The 15,912-nt window shown below is 70.6% G+C and carries 11 protein-coding genes; 7 read left to right on the top strand and 4 right to left on the bottom strand.

The annotated features are described in order from the left end of the window. The gene (locus ACQPXS_RS04355; RefSeq protein ID WP_433447077.1) at nucleotides 1-1,293 is read right to left on the bottom strand and encodes a lanthionine synthetase LanC family protein; all 1,293 of its coding nucleotides are present in this window, start codon (nucleotides 1,291-1,293) and stop codon (nucleotides 1-3) included. 526 nt (nucleotides 1,294-1,819) lie between these two features. Here ACQPXS_RS04355 and ACQPXS_RS04350 point away from each other — a divergent pair. Further along, nucleotides 1,820-2,281 carry a DUF2199 domain-containing protein gene (locus ACQPXS_RS04350; protein WP_433455706.1) on the top strand — a complete coding sequence of 154 codons (462 nt, stop codon included), beginning with the start codon at nucleotides 1,820-1,822 and terminating at the stop codon, nucleotides 2,279-2,281. Between the two features lie 99 nt (nucleotides 2,282-2,380). Here the strand turns inward: ACQPXS_RS04350 and ACQPXS_RS04345 are convergent, their stop codons facing one another. Next, entirely contained in the window at nucleotides 2,381-3,235 is an 855-nt protein-coding gene (locus ACQPXS_RS04345) for an alpha/beta fold hydrolase (protein ID WP_433447075.1), read from the bottom strand. A gap of 431 nt (nucleotides 3,236-3,666) precedes the next feature. Between ACQPXS_RS04345 and ACQPXS_RS04340 the strand changes: the two genes are divergently transcribed. The 6 genes from ACQPXS_RS04340 (at nucleotide 3,667) to ACQPXS_RS04315 (ending at nucleotide 12,062) form a co-directional block, all read left to right on the top strand. Further along, nucleotides 3,667-4,020, top strand: coding sequence for a VOC family protein (locus ACQPXS_RS04340; protein ID WP_433447073.1), 354 nt, complete (start codon nucleotides 3,667-3,669; stop codon nucleotides 4,018-4,020). 76 nt (nucleotides 4,021-4,096) lie between these two features. Further along, nucleotides 4,097-4,321 carry a hypothetical protein gene (locus tag ACQPXS_RS04335; protein WP_433447071.1) on the top strand — a complete coding sequence of 75 codons (225 nt, stop codon included), beginning with the start codon at nucleotides 4,097-4,099 and terminating at the stop codon, nucleotides 4,319-4,321. A gap of 212 nt (nucleotides 4,322-4,533) precedes the next feature. Further along, complete coding sequence (locus ACQPXS_RS04330; RefSeq protein WP_433447070.1) at nucleotides 4,534-5,418, top strand: alkaline phosphatase family protein; 885 nt, start codon at nucleotides 4,534-4,536, stop codon at nucleotides 5,416-5,418. 371 nt (nucleotides 5,419-5,789) lie between these two features. Next, a complete protein-coding gene (locus ACQPXS_RS04325; RefSeq protein WP_433447068.1) occupies nucleotides 5,790-6,134 on the top strand; it encodes a hypothetical protein in 345 nt (114 codons plus the stop codon). Nucleotides 6,135-6,457: 323 nt separating this feature from the next. Next, nucleotides 6,458-7,876, top strand: a complete 1,419-nt coding sequence (locus tag ACQPXS_RS04320) for an MFS transporter (protein ID WP_390682346.1) — start codon at nucleotides 6,458-6,460, stop codon at nucleotides 7,874-7,876. A gap of 820 nt (nucleotides 7,877-8,696) precedes the next feature. Further along, complete coding sequence (locus tag ACQPXS_RS04315) at nucleotides 8,697-12,062, top strand: GH92 family glycosyl hydrolase (RefSeq protein ID WP_433447065.1); 3,366 nt, start codon at nucleotides 8,697-8,699, stop codon at nucleotides 12,060-12,062. 871 nt (nucleotides 12,063-12,933) lie between these two features. Here ACQPXS_RS04315 and ACQPXS_RS04310 read toward each other — a convergent pair. Next, nucleotides 12,934-13,362 (bottom strand): hypothetical protein, encoded by a 429-nt coding sequence (locus ACQPXS_RS04310; protein WP_433447063.1) that lies wholly within the window; start codon nucleotides 13,360-13,362, stop codon nucleotides 12,934-12,936. Nucleotides 13,363-13,397: 35 nt separating this feature from the next. Then, nucleotides 13,398-15,686, bottom strand: coding sequence for a SpoIIE family protein phosphatase (locus ACQPXS_RS04305; protein WP_433447061.1), 2,289 nt, complete (start codon nucleotides 15,684-15,686; stop codon nucleotides 13,398-13,400). Nucleotides 15,687-15,912 lie beyond the last annotated feature (226 nt).

The raw sequence follows: 15,912 nt of genomic DNA, 5'->3' as shown, positions 1-15,912 counted from the left end.
TCACATGGGACCTTGAGTACGGAACGGCCTGGACCGAGCGGGCACCGGAGGCTGGTCCGGCCAGGTGAACGCATACCTCGGATCGCCCCCGCGACTCAGCCGTACGAACCGCAGGAGTTCCCGCACGATGCCCGCGTTGCCCATGGCCCAGCCGGTGCACGGTTCGAGGGCGCTCGGGGTGGCCCGGTGCTCGACATTGGACCAGCGGGCGCCGCCGATGTCCCGGACCGCGCGGGCGGCGAGATCCGCGACGAGGACGTGGGCGAAGTCGTACCGGTCGTCCTGCTCGGCGATTCGGTCACAGGCCAGGGCGAGAACGCCCGCGGTGCCGCAGCAGCGGCCGCTGTTGTCCCAGAAGCCAGGACGCAGCCGCCGAGGCAGACCGGAGCGGGTGACGGTGTGCCAGCAGCGGTCGGCGAGGGCGGACCAGACCGGGTCGGCCGTGATGTCCCGCAGCAGCCGGAAGACCTGGGCATCACCGGCCGGGCCGTGGCACCAGCCGTAACTGACGGGTTCGATCACGTCGGGGCGGTACTGCGGGGTGGAGTGCGGCACCAGGAAGCCCTCCGGCCCCGCTTGGTCACGCGCCACGACGTCCGCGGCACCGGCCAGCGCCGGCTCGACCAGGTCCGCACGGCCGGTGGCCCGGCCGACCCGGGCCAGAGCCAGGACGATGCCGAGCGTTCCGTGCGAGATGTGGTGCAGACGGGAGTCGATGCCCGCGCGGTGCGCCCACTGCACGCCCGCTGGGGTCTGCTCCGCCGTCCGCAGATACGGCTCCATGGCGAGGACGGCCAGCTCGGCGTCGCCGGCCGACAGAGCGCCGAGACCTATCCCCGCGTTGCCGCCCATCAGCTCGAACAGCTCGCCCCAGCGCGTCCCGTCGAAGCCTGACCGCACGCGTTCCAGCGCACGGCCGGCGGCCGCGCCGGCGGCCGTGTCACCGAGGTCGTCGTGAACCGCCCGCAGGACGACGGCCATTCCGGTACGGCCGAAGTAGAGGGAGTCGTCGTCGATGCCGTCGATGGAGTCCATGAGACCGCGGGCCGCGCGCAGGGCGGTGTCGGCGTAGGAATCGTCGCCGAAGTGCCGCCACGCCTCCAGGAGTACGGGCACGATCCCGGCCGTACCGCTGTAGAACGTCGGGTTGGGCTCGCCGTCCGAGGGCCTGGTCGTCCAGGCAAGACCTCCGTCGCCCGTCTCCCGCGCCGCCGCGGTCAGCCACCGCAGCCCGTCCACCGCCAGCTCCTCGACCTCGTCGACCGCCACGACCGCGGCTTCTGGTGCCGTCATGGGCCCACTCTTCCATGATGGGGACACTCTGAGCGAGGTACCGGTCGAGGCTGGACCAATCCGAGAGCGAGAACGAAGTGCGGTGGTCGGTCCCCCGCCTCTGTCGCCGAGTGCTTGCCCAAGAACTGCCTCGCTGCCTCGACCGCGTCCCGGTTGAGTCTCTGGATCCGTCGGCGATCCGGCCGGCGATCCAAGAGGCCGCCGCCCACTTCGCGGCCCGGGGGTGGGCAGGCGGGCGGAAGAGCAGTCCCAACTCGTCCAGCACCCGGTCGAAGAGCTCTGATGCTTCGGGCTCTTCGCTCCGGAGGAGGCCGGCCGCCATGGCGAGGGAGGGGCTTTCGCCCCCGGCCAAGGGCGTCGTCGCGGGTCATCGCAGTCTTCTCGGTCGGCAGCCGGGAGCCAGAGGCTCGCGCATCCGCCGGCGCCGGGCACATTCCGTGGGCCGGTGCTGGTTAAGCTCCCCGCCATGGCTAACGACCTCGGCTTCACCTGTTCATGCTGCGGGCAGTACCACTCGGAGCTTCCGATGGGTTACTCCACCATGGCGCCTGACGTATGGGACCAGCGCTTCGCGGACGATCCCGACAGCATGCTCTCTCCCGACCAGTGCGTTGTCCAAGGCCGCCACTTCTTCATCAAGGGCCTGATCGAGATACCTGTGATCGGCAGGGACGACTCCTTCTCCTGGGGCGTCTGGGTCTCCTTGAGCCGTGACAATTTCGCCCGAGCTCTCGACATGTGGAACACCCCCGGTCGCGAAGCGGAGAAACCGTACTTCGGCTGGCTGACCACCGAGCTGAGCCTGTACTCGCCCAGCACCCTCAATCTGAGGACGAACGCCCATACCCGACCGATCGGCCGCCGCCCCTTCATCGAGCTGGAACCCACCGACCACCCCCTCGCCGTCGAACAGCGCACCGGCATCACCCAGGACCGCGTGCGCGAGATCGCGGAGGCCGTCCTCCACGCCGACAGGGACAACCTCTGATTCCGACGCGCCACGGCATGCTCGACGTCGGACCGGACACACGGCAGCGTCCTCGCCTCAGCCCGCGCCAGGCGCCTGTCTGCACGTGTGCTGTGCCTGTCAGGGTCGGTGGCGGTGCTGCCGGCGGCCGAGGAGGAACAGGCCGCCGCCCGTGGTCAGGACGGCAGCGGCAGCGGCACCGAGCATGGTCGTCTGTTGGGTGCGCCCGTCGGTGCCGGTCTGCGCCGGCTGCGGGTCGGGCCCGGCGGCAGCCGCTCCCTGAAGGATCAGATCGGCGACGGCGTCGGGCTGGGCGATGAGGGAGACATGGCAGGTATCGATCTCCACGGTGTGGGAGTGGGCGCGTTTGGCCTGGAAGCGTTCCTGCTCGGGGTTGATGGTCATGTCCTGCCGGCCCACGAGGGCCCAGGACGGGATGTCCTTCCACGCGGCGACCTTGGCCTTCTCGGAGAACGCGGTCGTGGCGGCCGGGCGTTGGGTGACTGCCAGCCGGTTGGCCTGGCTCTCCGGCAGGCAGGCGGCGAACACGGGGTGAACCTTGTCTCGCTTGAGGTAGAGGTCGGTGCCGCTCGTGTCCCCGGTCTGGTAGGGCACGGAGTTGGTGGCGGTGGCGAGGGCGCTGGGGAACCGGGCGGCCAGTGACATGCCGCTTTCGCCGACGTCGGGCATCAGCGCGGATATGTACACCAGGGACTTCACCTGCGGATTGCCCGCAGCGGCTGTGCTGATGACCGCTCCGCCGTAGGAGTGGCCGGCGAGGACGATGGGACCTTTGATCGACTTCAGCACTGAGGCGATGTACGTCGAGTCGCTGTACAGCCCGCGCAGCGGGTTGGCCGGGGCCATGACCTTGTACCCGCGGTGCTCCAGCCGTTCGATCACCCCGTTCCAGCTGGAGCCGTCTGCGAATGCGCCGTGTACCAGGACGATCGTGGGCGCCGCGCCGCTTGCCACGCTGGTGTTTGCCGGCGCCGGGGCCGTAGCCCCCGTGCACAAGGTGGCGACTGCGGCTCCTGCCGTAGCGACGCGGAGGCGTGTGGCACGGCGCAAAGAGCCGGATATCGCAGAGCCCGTCATACCGTTCTCGCTTTCCGTCGGGTCTTACGATTCAGAGCCTCGACGCATCGACGGGTGCGGGCCCGGCAGCATCGCCCAGCCGGGTGAGGGGCATGGGGCATTGGAGTGAGGCCAGGTTTCTTCCCCGGTCGGGGCGGGCATGATCATTGGCCGGTCGTGTGAGCATGTGCGAGCCTCTCGTACGGCTGATCAGTAGCGCGCAGCGCGTGGCCAGACCCTCTTCATCAACGGTGACGAACACCGCTCGTCGAAGCGGGGGATGCTGCGGATGCCCGCCCGCCCGATCGCCGTCCTGGCAGGATGGCGGCATGGAACGTGTGCTTGGAATCGGTGGTTACTTCCTGCGGGCAGCCGACCCCACGGCCCTGAGCGCCTGGTATCGCGATTGCCTGGGCCTGGACGCCGATGAGAACGGACTGTGGCGTCAGGCTGCCGGGCCGACGGTGTTCGCGACGTTCGAGTCCGAGACCGATTACTTCGGATCCCGCGCCCAGCAGACCATGCTCAACTTCCGGGTCCGCGACCTGGATGCGATGCTCGCGCAACTGCGCGCCAGGGGAGCGGACGTGGCCGAAGAAACGCAGGACATGGAGGGGGTCGGCCGATTCGGCTGGGTCACCGACCCCGAGGGCAATCGGATCGAGCTGTGGCAGCCGGCCTGACTCCCCGCCGGGCAGGAGGCGACGGCTGGTGGGCTGCCCCGTCCCGGACCCGCGCAGCGTTTCCTACACTCACCGGATGAACAACTACGCGTGCACCCATTGCGGCACCGTCGGCCTGATGGAGGGTTTCATAGAGGACGCCGGCGAGCACTCGCGTGGCTACGCGCGCTGGATCGAAGGCGCGTTGGAGCGGGGGATTTTCGGCGGTGCCAAGCGGATGGGCCGGCCCCGGCGGCAGATCGAGGCGTTCCGCTGCCCCAAGTGCGGGCACTTGGAGCTGTTCGCCACCGGTGAGGTGTAGGCGGGCCACGGGGTCCCGGTGTGCGGGGCAACCCTCCAGCAGGTGAAAACAAGGAGCGCAGGAGCCACTGGCAGCCAACGCCTGTTCGAGGGGTCTTCACCGGCAGGCACCTGAAGGCCGCGACGGCGCACCTCTAGGCTCCTAACGCCTGATCAGAAAGGACCTGATCAGTGGAGAACCTCCCCGCACACCGCTCACACAGGAGGTCCACCGTGTCCTTGCTGTCCCGCATCAAGCGCTCGCGCCGGGCGCTCTCCCTCGCCGTCGCCCTCCCCGCCTCCCTGGCCGGGACATGGGCCGCCGCCCCGGCCGCGCAGGCCGCCGCTCTGCCCACCCCCGACCACGTGATCGTCGTGGTGTTCGAGAACCACTCCTACGAACAGGTCATCGGCAGCACGAGTGCCCCGTACCTCAACAACACGCTGAAGGCGGGAGGCGCGAACCTCACCAACTCGTTCGCCATCACCCACCCCAGCCAGCCGAACTACCTGGACCTGTTCTCCGGCAACAACCAGGGCGTCACCAACGACAACTGCTACACCCCGCAGTTCAGCAGCGCGGCGAACCTCGGCTCCGAGCTCATCGCCGCCGGCAAGACCTGGGGCAGCTACAACGAGGGCCTGCCTTCCGCGGGCTCCACCGTGTGCACCAACTCGGCCACCAAGTACGCCCGGAAGCACAACCCGTGGTTCGCCTTCAACAACGTCCCGCTGAACACGGCCCACACCTTCACGCAGTTCCCGACGGACTACACCACCTTGCCCAAGGTCTCGTTCGTCATCCCGAACCTGTGCAACGACATGCACGACTGCTCCATCACGACGGGCGACAACTGGCTGAAGAACAACCTCGGCGCCTACGCCACCTGGGCCAAGACGCACAACAGCATCCTGGCCGTCACCTTCGACGAAGACGACAGCTCGCACAGCAACCACATCGCCACCGTGCTCTACGGCGCGCACGTCGCGCCGGGCAGTTCCACCTCGACGCGCTACAACCACTACAACACGCTGCGCACCGTCGAGGACCTGGCCGGGCTGACCACCCACGCCGGAGCCGCTGCCAACGCCTCCGACATCACCGGCATCTGGAACTGACCCTGCGGCAGACTCCCTGCACAGCCGGTCCGCGTCGGTGACACCGCACCAGGACCGCCGCCTCGCAGGAGGCGGCGGTCCCGCTCGTCCACCTCTCGTCCGCCGGCGCGCACGACGTGGTGGACATCGCCGCCGCCGGCTCACCGAGCACCTCACGGGCTGCCGGGGCGCCTACGCGACGGCGGCGCCACCGCCTGCGGCCTGCGCGTCCACATCCTGCCCGCCCACCATCCTGCCCGCCGAACACCGCACCGGCGCACGCGGCCTCGACCAGGTCCTCGGCTGGTCGCCCGCGACACGGTCGTCAGGTGACATGGCGATTGGGTGGGCGATGCCGCGTCCCAGATGGCACGATCAGTCAGGTGTCCGTCATGAGCAAGCTGCAGATCAAGCCCGGTCAGAGTGTCGCGGTGCTGGGCGAGCCCGACGACGTCCAGCTGGACGTGGAGGCCGGGGCTGACGCGGCTTCTGCCGATGCCGTGCTCGTCTTCGTGACCACCTCGGGTGATCTTCTCGGGGCCGATGCGCAGGCGGCGCTTGCCGCCGCGCAGCGTGATGCCCTCGCGTGGGTGGCCTACCCGAAGGGTGGGAAGCTCGGAACGGATCTGAACCGGGACAGGTTGGCCGCCGCGCTGTCCGAGCGGGGCGTGCGGCCGGTGCGGCAGATCGCCATCGACGACACGTGGTCGGCGCTCCGCTTCCGGCCTGGCGACTGACTGCCGTATCAAGGCGCGCTGGACGTCCGCTTCATGACCAGGGCATGCCGGGTCAGCCCAGGGTGATGGGGTCCGCGAGTGAGTCCGTCTGTTTGAGCGCGCCTTCGGCGCCACCCCCACCTCGCCGGGGCATGCGCTGGACGCCACGCTGGACTGGTACCGCGGGTGGATGGCGAACCACTGACAGCCGCCCGCCGGGCCGACAGCCGGTGACGGCCGCAAGCCGTCAGGCACGGCGGCCGGGTCTTCCCGGATTCCGCGGCACATGTCCCTTACTGTGACGTTCGGCTGTGTACGTCCGTGCGCGGGATGGGGTTGAGACCGTGGCGTTCGCGGAGCCGAACGACGGCGGTGGGTCCCCGCCCTCTCGCCCGTCGGTGCCCGAGCCCAAGCGGCACTTCTGGGTACCGCTCCTCGCCGTGTGCGCCGGGTATTTCATGGTCATCCTGGACGTGACGGTCATCAACGTAGCCGTGCCCGTCATCGGCCGGGACCTGGCGACCTCGCTCACCGGCATCCAGTGGATCACCGACGGCTACACCCTGGTCTTCGCCGGCTTCCTGCTGACCGGTGGCGCACTGGGCGACCGGCTCGGCAACCGGCGGGTCTTCTGCTGGGGCGTGGCCGTGTTCACCGTGTCCTCGGCCGCGTGCGCCCTTGCGCCGGACGCCCCCTTCCTGGTCACCGCCCGACTGCTGGAGGGGCTCGGCGCGGCGCTGATCGTGCCCGGTTCCCTGGCCCTGCTCCAGCAGGCCTACCCGGAACCGGCGGAACGCTCGCGGGCCTTCGGGCTGTGGGGTTCGATGGCGGGCATCGCGGCGTCGGCCGGGCCGCTGCTGGGCGGCCTGCTCGTGTCGACGGTGGGGTGGCGCTGGGTCTTTCTCATCAACCTTCCCGTCGGTGCGGCCTGCCTGCTGCTGAGCCTGCGGCACGTGGCGCGTTCACCCCGGCGTGCCGACCGGCCCCTGGACTGGCCTGCGCAGTGCGCGGTCGTGGCGACGGTGGCGCTGCTGACCGCGGCGCTCAACGAGGCCGGACGGCGGGGCTGGACGGACCCGGCCGTCCTCGCCGGGGTGGGCCTTGCCGGCGCGGCCGCCGCGGCCTTCCTGGTACGTGAGCGGCTGGCCCGGTCACCCGTTCTGCCCCTGCGCCTGCTGCGCTCACGGGCGCTGAGCGGGGGAGCCGTCATGGGACTGCTGTTCAACTTCGGCTTCTACGGCATGGTGTTCACCGCGAGCCTGGAGTTCCAGCACCAGCGCGGATACACCGCCCTCGGCACGGGGCTGGCGCTCTTCCCGGCAGTGGCGATGACCATGTTCGCCTCCGTGCTGTCCGGGCGGTTGTCCCGCCGTACCGGTGACCGTCCCCTGGTCGTCGCCGGCATGCTCCTGGCCGCCCTGGGGCTTGCGGGCTGGGCCGCGGCGGGTGCCGAACCCGCCTACCCGCTGCTGGTGGCCCCGATGATGGCCGCGGGATTCGGCACGTCCTTCGCCCTCACCGGCTCCACCGCGACGGTGATGGGCGCCGCGCCCGCCTCCTACTCGGGTGCCGCCTCCGCCCTCTTCAACACCGCCCGCCAGATCGGCAGCGCCACCGGCGTGGCACTCGGGGGCAGCCTGCTCGCCACAGCCACCCACTACACCACCGGACTGCGCATCAGCATGACCGTGGGCGCGCTCGCCTACCTGACGGCAGCGGTTCTCGCGTGGCTGTGCGTGCCGGCGAGGCCCCGAGGGAAGTAGCGGGGCGCTGTGTGCCGAGGCTCGCGTTGTCCGGTGGCTGCCGCCGGTGCGGGCAAGGAGCGCGGTCCGTGTCGTTGCCGGTCGCTTTTGCGACGGTGGGGCGTTGCCGGCGATGAAGTCGTCCTTGCGGCGTCGAGCTCATCGGCAACTCCTGGACGATGCCGGCGTAGTGGCACGGGAGCGTGCGCAGCGCCTCGAGGTGCCGCCTGGACCGACCCGTTGACCCAGTCGCCGGGAAGGGCCGGAAGCGGGTTCGCCGTTGCCGCCCCGCCTTCATGCGCCGCGGGCGCATGAAGCCCCGGCGCGAGGGGCGGAGCCTGGCCCTCGCCGTGTCCTTGCTGGTGCATGCCCATCGCGGGGGTGCGGAAGGAGCCTTGCGCTCGTGGGTGCGCAACTGGCTCACGGCTCAGCCCCGTTCCCGGCTGGTCCGGTCAAAGGCGGGCGGCGCTGTTCGCTCGACGGCGGGGGCCGCGCGTGAGGTTCGGCCGGGGCCGACCAAGGTTCGGCCGGGCGTCCGCGACCGCGTGCCTGCCACGGCGGCGTGGTGCCGAGGACCTCGGACTGCGAACTTCGCGCTCAGAAAGCTCTGTTGACCTCGTTGACATGCCGTTAGCTCAGGCGTTTCACTCGACACTCGTGCATGGCAACGTTGTCAGGCCGTCCGAGCGCCGGCCCGACAACGTTGCCTGTCACTGACGTCCGCGTCCTTCGGCACGTCAGCACCTGTGCGAAGCACGAACCGCTGCGGAGGCAACCGATGGTCCGACCCCGACGTTCAGCTGCGCCACGTAACCGAAAAAGACTTCGCCAACGCCTGGCCGTGATCTCCGTGCTGGGAATCGCCGCGCTCCCGCTCCCGGCGACAGGGCAGGCCGATGCCGCGAGCGCCGCGACACCGGCCTTCGTGAAAGACCCCGCGTCCCTCGTCAACCCCCTCATCGGCACCTCCGGAGCGGTGGACACCTTCCCCGGCCCCGACATGCCGGCGGGCATGGTGCAGTGGGGTCCCGACACGACGCCCGACCGCCCCTCCGGCGGCGGCTACGAGTACAACGACGGCAAAATATCCGGCTTCAGCCTCACCCACGTCTCGGGACCCGGCTGCGGCGTCGCGGGCGACCTGCCCGTCCTGCCGGTGACCGGCACGCTGTCGGGCGACCTCGGCAACGCATCCGTCGGCTTCAGCCACGACGACGAGCAGACCGGCATCGGGCACTACAAGGTCACCGACGCAGGCGGGGTGACGACGCAACTGACCGACACCACCCGCGCCGGCCTGGGCAGCTTCGCCTTCCCCGCGGGCAAGCAGGCGAACCTGCTGTTCAAGCTCAGCGGCGGCGCCACCCGGGTGGACGGCACCCGCGTCCAGGTGGTGAACAAGCAGGAGATCAGCGGCTCGATCGACAGCGGTCACTTCTGCGGCGCGAACAACCGCTACACGCTGCACTTCGACGTCAAGTTCGACCGGCCGTTCACCACCAGCGGCACCTGGATCGGCAGCACGATCAACCCCGGTGAGACGTCGCTGACAGCGGGCAGGGCCCGGCAGAACCTGCAGGCGCACCCGTCAGAGCCGCTGAAGGAAAAGCACTTCACCGTTCCCGCGGCCCCGTCCCCGACCGTGCACGGGAGCACCGGCAAGTCCTCGGGCACGCCCTCCCCGGCCCCGAGCGCCGGCGCGGCGCCCCGGACGTCGGGCACGGGAAAGACCGCCGCGAACACGTCCGCCGAACCCCCCACGACGGGCGCGAACGGCATGTACCTGACCTTCGACACCTCCTCCGACTCGACGGTGAAGGCAAAGGTCGGCATCTCCTACACGAGTGACGCCAACGCGGCGGCCAACCTCGACACGGAGATCAGGAACTGGGACTTCGATGCCGTCGAGCAGGCGAACCACGACGCCTGGAACACGGTGCTGAACAAGATCCAGATCGGCGGCGGCTCCAAGGACCAGCAGGTGCAGTTCTACACCGCGCTCTACCACGCGCTGCTGCACCCGAACGTCTTCTCGGACGACAACGGCCAGTACATGGGCATGGACAACCAGATCCACAAGCTGGCCAAGGGCCAGCAGGCCCAGTACGCCAACTACTCCGGGTGGGACACCTACCGCTCCCAGACCCAGCTGATGGCGATGGTCGAACCCAAGGTCACCAGCGACGTCGTCACCTCGATGCTCAACGGCTACGACCAGACGGGACTGCTGCCCAAGTGGGCCTCGAACAACGGCGAGAGCTACGTCATGGTCGGTGACCCGGCCGCCGGCATCATCGCCGACGCGTACGCCTTCGGCGCCCGGAGCTTCGACACGGACAAGGCGCTCGCCGCCCTGCAGCACGAGGCCACCGTCCGCAACAACGACCGCCCGGGCGAGTCGGTGCGGGACGCCAAGGGCTACCTCCCGCTGGACGAGAACGACTACGGCTGCTGCAACTTCTACGGCCCCGTCTCCACACAGCTGGAGTACGACTCCGCCGACTACGCCCTCGCCGCCTTCGCGAAGTCGCTCGGCAAGACGGACGTCTACACGAAGTTCGCCACCCGCGCCCAGGACTGGATGAACGTCTTCGACCCGCAGACCGGCTACATGCAGGCCAAGAACAAGGACGGCCGGTTCGCGGGCGGTTTCACCCCCGGTACCTCCAACGGCTTCGTGGAGGGTACCTCGGCCCAGTACACGCCGATGGTCCCGTTCAACCTGCGGCAGCTCATCCAGGCGCGCGGCGGTGACAAGGCGTACTCGTCCTACCTGGACAGCCTGCTCGACAACATCACCGACCCCGGCAACACCAACGCCGACCTGAGCAACGAGCCCAGCGTCGAGATCCCCTGGGAGTACGACTACACGGGCCAGCCGTGGAAGACCCAGGAGGCCGTCCGCGAAGCCCAGCAGAAGCTGTACTTCAACGCTCCGGTCGGCTCGTTCGGCAACGACGACCTCGGCGCGATGAGCTCCTGGTACGTCTGGTCCGAGCTGGGCATGTACCCGGAGACCCCGGGCACGGACACCCTGGCGCTCGGCAGCCCGGCGTTCCCGGTGGCCAAGGTGACCTTCGCAGGCGGCAAGACGGTGCGGATCAGCGCGCCGCAGGCGGCACCCGAGGCCCCGTACGTGCAGTCCCTCGACGTCAAGGGCAAGGCGTGGAACACCTCCTGGCTGACGTACCAGCAGTTCAAGGGCGCGGGCACGGTCGACTTCACCCTCGGCACCCAGCCGAACAAGTCCTGGGCGTCGGACCCGTCGGCGGTGCCGCCGTCGGACACCACGGGCGGCGACCGGGTCCTGGCCGCGACCGGCCCCTCCAGCGACGGCCTGGTGCTCCAGCCGAGCGCGTCCGGTGACGCTATGCTCGACCTCACCAACCTCGGCGGCAAGGACGTCACCGTCGACTGGAAGGCGACGGCGCCCTCCGGCGTCACGCTCGACACCGCGTCCGGCTCGCTGAAGGTGCCCGCCTCGGGCAGCGCCGAGGCGAAGGTCCATGTGACGGCGGGCGCGGACGAAGGAACGTTCCCGGTCACCTTCGCGCTGACCGACCACAGCACCGGCACGGCACTGAGCGGCGCGGCCCTCCGCGTGGCCGTGGCCAAGGCCGGCGAGCTGTGGCCGTACGCGACCAACGAAGGCATCTACCCCGACGGCGCGAGCTTCTCGGGCGGCTTCGACGGCGGCGGCTGGGCGTTCTCGCAGAATGCGCTGTCGGCGGCCGGTGTCACGAGCGGCTCCACGGTCACGGTCGACGGCATCTCCTACACCTGGCCGACGGTGACGTCCGGTCAGCTGGACAACCTGGAGATGGCCGGCCAGACCATCCCGATGCCGGCCGGCACGTCGGGTACGGCGCTGGGCCTGCTGGGCACGGCGACCAACGCACCGACCGACGGCAGCGGGGTATCCGGCACGGTCACCGTCACCTACGCCGACGGCACCATCTCGAGGGCGACGATCGGCTTCTCCGACTGGACGCTCAACGGCGGTTCGAGCAAGCCGCTCGCGGACGACGCCACGGCCGTCACGACGGGCTACCGGAACACCGGCAACGGGGGCCGGGACGGTGTGAAGACCTACGTCTTCGCCACGAAGGTCCCGCTCGACGCGTCCAAGCAGGTGGCGTCGGTCACCCTGCCGGTGACAGGCTCGACCGGCACCGACCATCTGTTCGCCTACGGCTTCGGCCGGTGAGATACGGCAGACACTGACGACGGTGGGCCGGTCCCGGGACCCCGAGTCCCGGGACCGGCCCACCTGACGTGCCGCAGCGCTCGCCCGCCCACCGGCCGAGCTCCGGCACCCGCACGGGCCGGGAGCGGCGCACGTGCGGGCATGAAGACGGTAGAGGCGAGGGCGACGAGGTCAGGGTCCGGACGGGGTCGGGGGAGTGTCAGTGGGTCGGCGCGGCACCGCCCACCAAGCGCCGCTCCAGAGGCCGGATCACCACGGACGCCGTCAGGGCAAGGCAGCCCGCAACCCCCCACCCGCAACACGGGGTTCACGCCGAACAGGCCCGGCGTCACCATGTCCGCCGTAGTGAACGAGTACTGGAACGCCGCCAGGTAGGTCCCTCGTGCCCCTTCCGGAGCCGCCTCCGCACCGAGCCCGATCGAGGCCGGCCCGTGCACCATCTCCGCCGCCGCCCACAGCAGCATCACCAGCGCCAGGTAGCCGATCAGCAGCGGACCCCGCGGCAGCAGCACCGCCAGGGCGGCGGCCGCGCACCACGCTGCCCACAGTCGGCCTCCCAAGGCCATGGCGCCACCCCGGGAGGTGCGCCGTCGGACGCGGCGGGTGACCTCGGCCGTACAGGTGGCCACGACCGCCGTGGTGATCGTGAGGAAGGCGCCGACCGTCCAGCCCGGCGCCGGTGCCGAAGCCTTCGGCGGCGGTGTCAGGGGACGGCAGGACGGCCTGGCCGCAGCCGACGAGCGTGAGCGCGAGGAGGGCGGCGACCAGGCACCACAGGGTGCGGCGCGGCTGCGCGATGGGCAACGGTGTCTCCTTCGACGCCGGGGGAGGGCGGGTGAAGGCGGTCGGTGATCCGCCTCCGCCGGGTGGATCAGCGGGTGGGCAGCCAGACCAGCATCGCGCCGGGCTCACGGTTGCCCCAGGCGAAGAACGGCACGGCGGTCAGCTCCACGGCCTCGCCGTGCGCGGCGTCCTCGGGCGGTAGGGCGCCGTACGGCCACCAGTCGGGCCACTCGGCGCGCGGCCGCTGCCGGCCGGAGGCGGTGAGGGTGACGACGCCGCCGAGCAGGTCGGGGCGCTCCTTGGCGGTGACCGGCGCCTCGGGGTCCACGACCAGGTCGTCCAGCCGCTGTCCGGCCGTCTGGGCGGCCGCTTCGACGCAGTACACCAGTGGTCCGCGTTCCAGGGCCACGCAGCCGCGCACGGCGTCGGCCCGCGGGTCGGCCGCGGTGACGCGCGGGGGCATGTCCAGCTCCAGGCGCAGCGGTGTCGGCCGGGCGTCGTGGCCCGGCCACGGCAAGGTGACGAGTCCGGTGCGAAGACGGCGAACGGCGTCTACATCTGCCCCGCCGTACCCAGGCACTGCTGCGCCCAGACCGTCTTTCCCTGAGCGTGGTACCGGATGCCCCAGCCATTGGCGATGCTCGCGACGATGAAGAGGCCGCGGCCGCCCTCGTCGATCGCGCGGGCGTGCTTCAGGTGGGGGACGCTGTCGCCCCCGTCGCGGACTTCGCAGGTCAGGCGCTCGTCGAAAATGAGACGCAGCCGGTAGGGCGGCGCGCCGTAGCGAAGCGCGTTGGCGACCAGCTCGCTGACGATGAGTTCCGTCGTGAACGCCACTTCCGCGCCGATGTCCCACGCAGCGAGTTGTCCGTGCACCGCCGCCCGGGCCTCCGGGACCGCCGCCAGGTCCTCGGCCAGCGGTACCGTCATCACCTGGTTGGCGGGCAGCCCTGTGGCGCGCGCCAGGAGGAGCAGCTTCTCGGTCTCGTGGCGGTCCCGCAGCGTGTAGGCGAGCGTGTCGCACAGCTCGTCCAGCGGCAGCTTCGCTCCCTCGCACAGCACGTCGCGCAACCCCGGTTCGCGGTGCAGCAGGTCCTCGTTGCCGACCGCGAGGATGCTGCCGGCCGGCAGCGGGATCTCGGTCGCGGGAAAGGGCGCGCGGTCGGTGCCGGCCAGCACCGGGCCTCCCGGCGCGGGTACGGGCTTCGCGTCGCCCCCGGGGCGGACCAGGTACGGCTCGGACAGGCCGGCGCGGACGAGGGTGCAGGTCTGGTCGACCGCGTCGTACACCGCGATCAGGCAGCCGGCGGTGAGTGGCTCGCGGTGCAGCGGGTCCCCGGCAGGGAGCGCCGCCCGCTCGGAGGCCAGCTGCGCGGCGGTGTCGCTGAGCCGTGCCATCAGTTCGTTGGGCTCCAGGTCCAGCGCGGCCAGTGCGTGAATGACCGTCCTGAGCTGTCCCATGGTGGTCGCGGTGGCGATCCCCCGGCCGACCACGTCCCCGAGCACCAATGCCGTCCGGCCCCCGGCCAGTTCGATCACGTCGAACCACGCGCCTCCGCCGCCCGGCCCCGGGATGTGCATGGGGGCCAGGTCCATCGTGGACGGTGCCGACGTCGGCTGCGGGAGGAGCCTGCGCTTTATGGTCGCGGCGATGGTCCGCTCCCGGGTGAAGCGGCGGGCGTTGTCGATGCACAGGGCCGCGTGGGCGCAGAGGTCCGACGTCAGCGCGATGTCGTCCTCGTCGAAGGGTTCCTCGTCGCGGTGCCGGTAGAAGCTGACCACGCCCAGCGCCTGACCGCGCACGGTGAGCGGCGCGACGATCAGGGAGTGCGCGTCCGACCGGATGATGGCATCGGCCCGCGCCGGGTCCGCCGAGAGCCAGGGACTGTCCTTCGTCACGGTGACGAGCCTGGGCCGCAGGTCGCTCAGGACGCGGGAGAAGGGAGTGCCGTGCGGCAGTTGGCGCACATCCCCTACCGGGTGAGCCGAGATCAGTCCCTTGAAGGCGGCCCGCCGCAACGGCACGTCCTGGTCCACCGGAGCCAGCGGCGGCTCCTCGCCCCGGATGACGTCCTCGATGACCTCGACCACCACGATACCCGTGAACGCCGGTACGACCGCGTCCACCAGCTCCTGGCACACGGCCACGACCTCGAGCCGCTCACCCACGGTGGTGCGGACCTTCTCCAGCAGCTTCAGCCGCCGCATCGCCCGCTCGTGACCGGTCACGTCGAGCGCCCAGGCGACGAGGCCCAGCACCTCGCCGTCCACGCCTTCGAGGCGCACGTACGACATGAAGTAGTCCACGGGCCGGCCCGTGCCGTTCTTCGGCACGGCCCGTACGACGCGCTGCAGCGCCGGCTCCCCGGTCAGGAGAACCCGGCGCGCCACCGCGCGCTCCTTCTCGGGATCCTCGACACCCAGGACCTCGGAGAACTCCTGGCCGGCCAGCGAGCCGTCCGTCCCCGGCGCTGCCGAGCGCATGCCGCACCGGGCCCGGACGATACGCAGATCGCTGTCCAGGACGCTCATGCCGATCGGAGAGTGGACGAAGAGCGTCCGCAGGATCGCCAGATCCCGGGCCGTGGTGCCGTCGCCCTGCTCCTCGCACACCTCCCACGTGAGCGTTGCGCCGGAAACCACCGGCCGTACGGACACCGCGCCCAGAGCCGCCGGCAAGGTCCCGCGGCCCGTGGTGCCGTTGCCACCGCACATCAGCTCGGCCACGGTGCGGCCCACAGCCTCCTTTCGGGACCGGCCGAGCAGGTCCGCGGCCCGCGCGGAGCACTCGACGATCCGCCCGTCGTCGGCGACTCGCAAGAGCACGGCACCGCTCGACATCGCAACCACACCTCCGCTCGGCCCGCGCACACGCGCCCCTTCCATAGTGGGGTAAGTGATCGGGCCGCTCACCTTGATGAGCGGCATACAGGTGCACGTGTCCCCGAACCGCGCAACCCGGTCCCGGCCGCCGTACCCAGAAGCAGGGCTGCTACTAAATTAGTAATTAATATTGACAGGCTTCTGGCCGCGGGCCACAGTCTTCGCCGTACACCGCCGCCCGCTG

Source organism: Streptomyces sp. CA-142005 (assembly GCF_050942335.1).
Classification (GTDB): Bacteria; Actinomycetota; Actinomycetes; order Streptomycetales; family Streptomycetaceae; genus Streptomyces.
The sequence above is the reverse complement of the archived record's forward strand: the minus strand, read 5'-3'. Positions and strand labels throughout refer to the sequence as shown.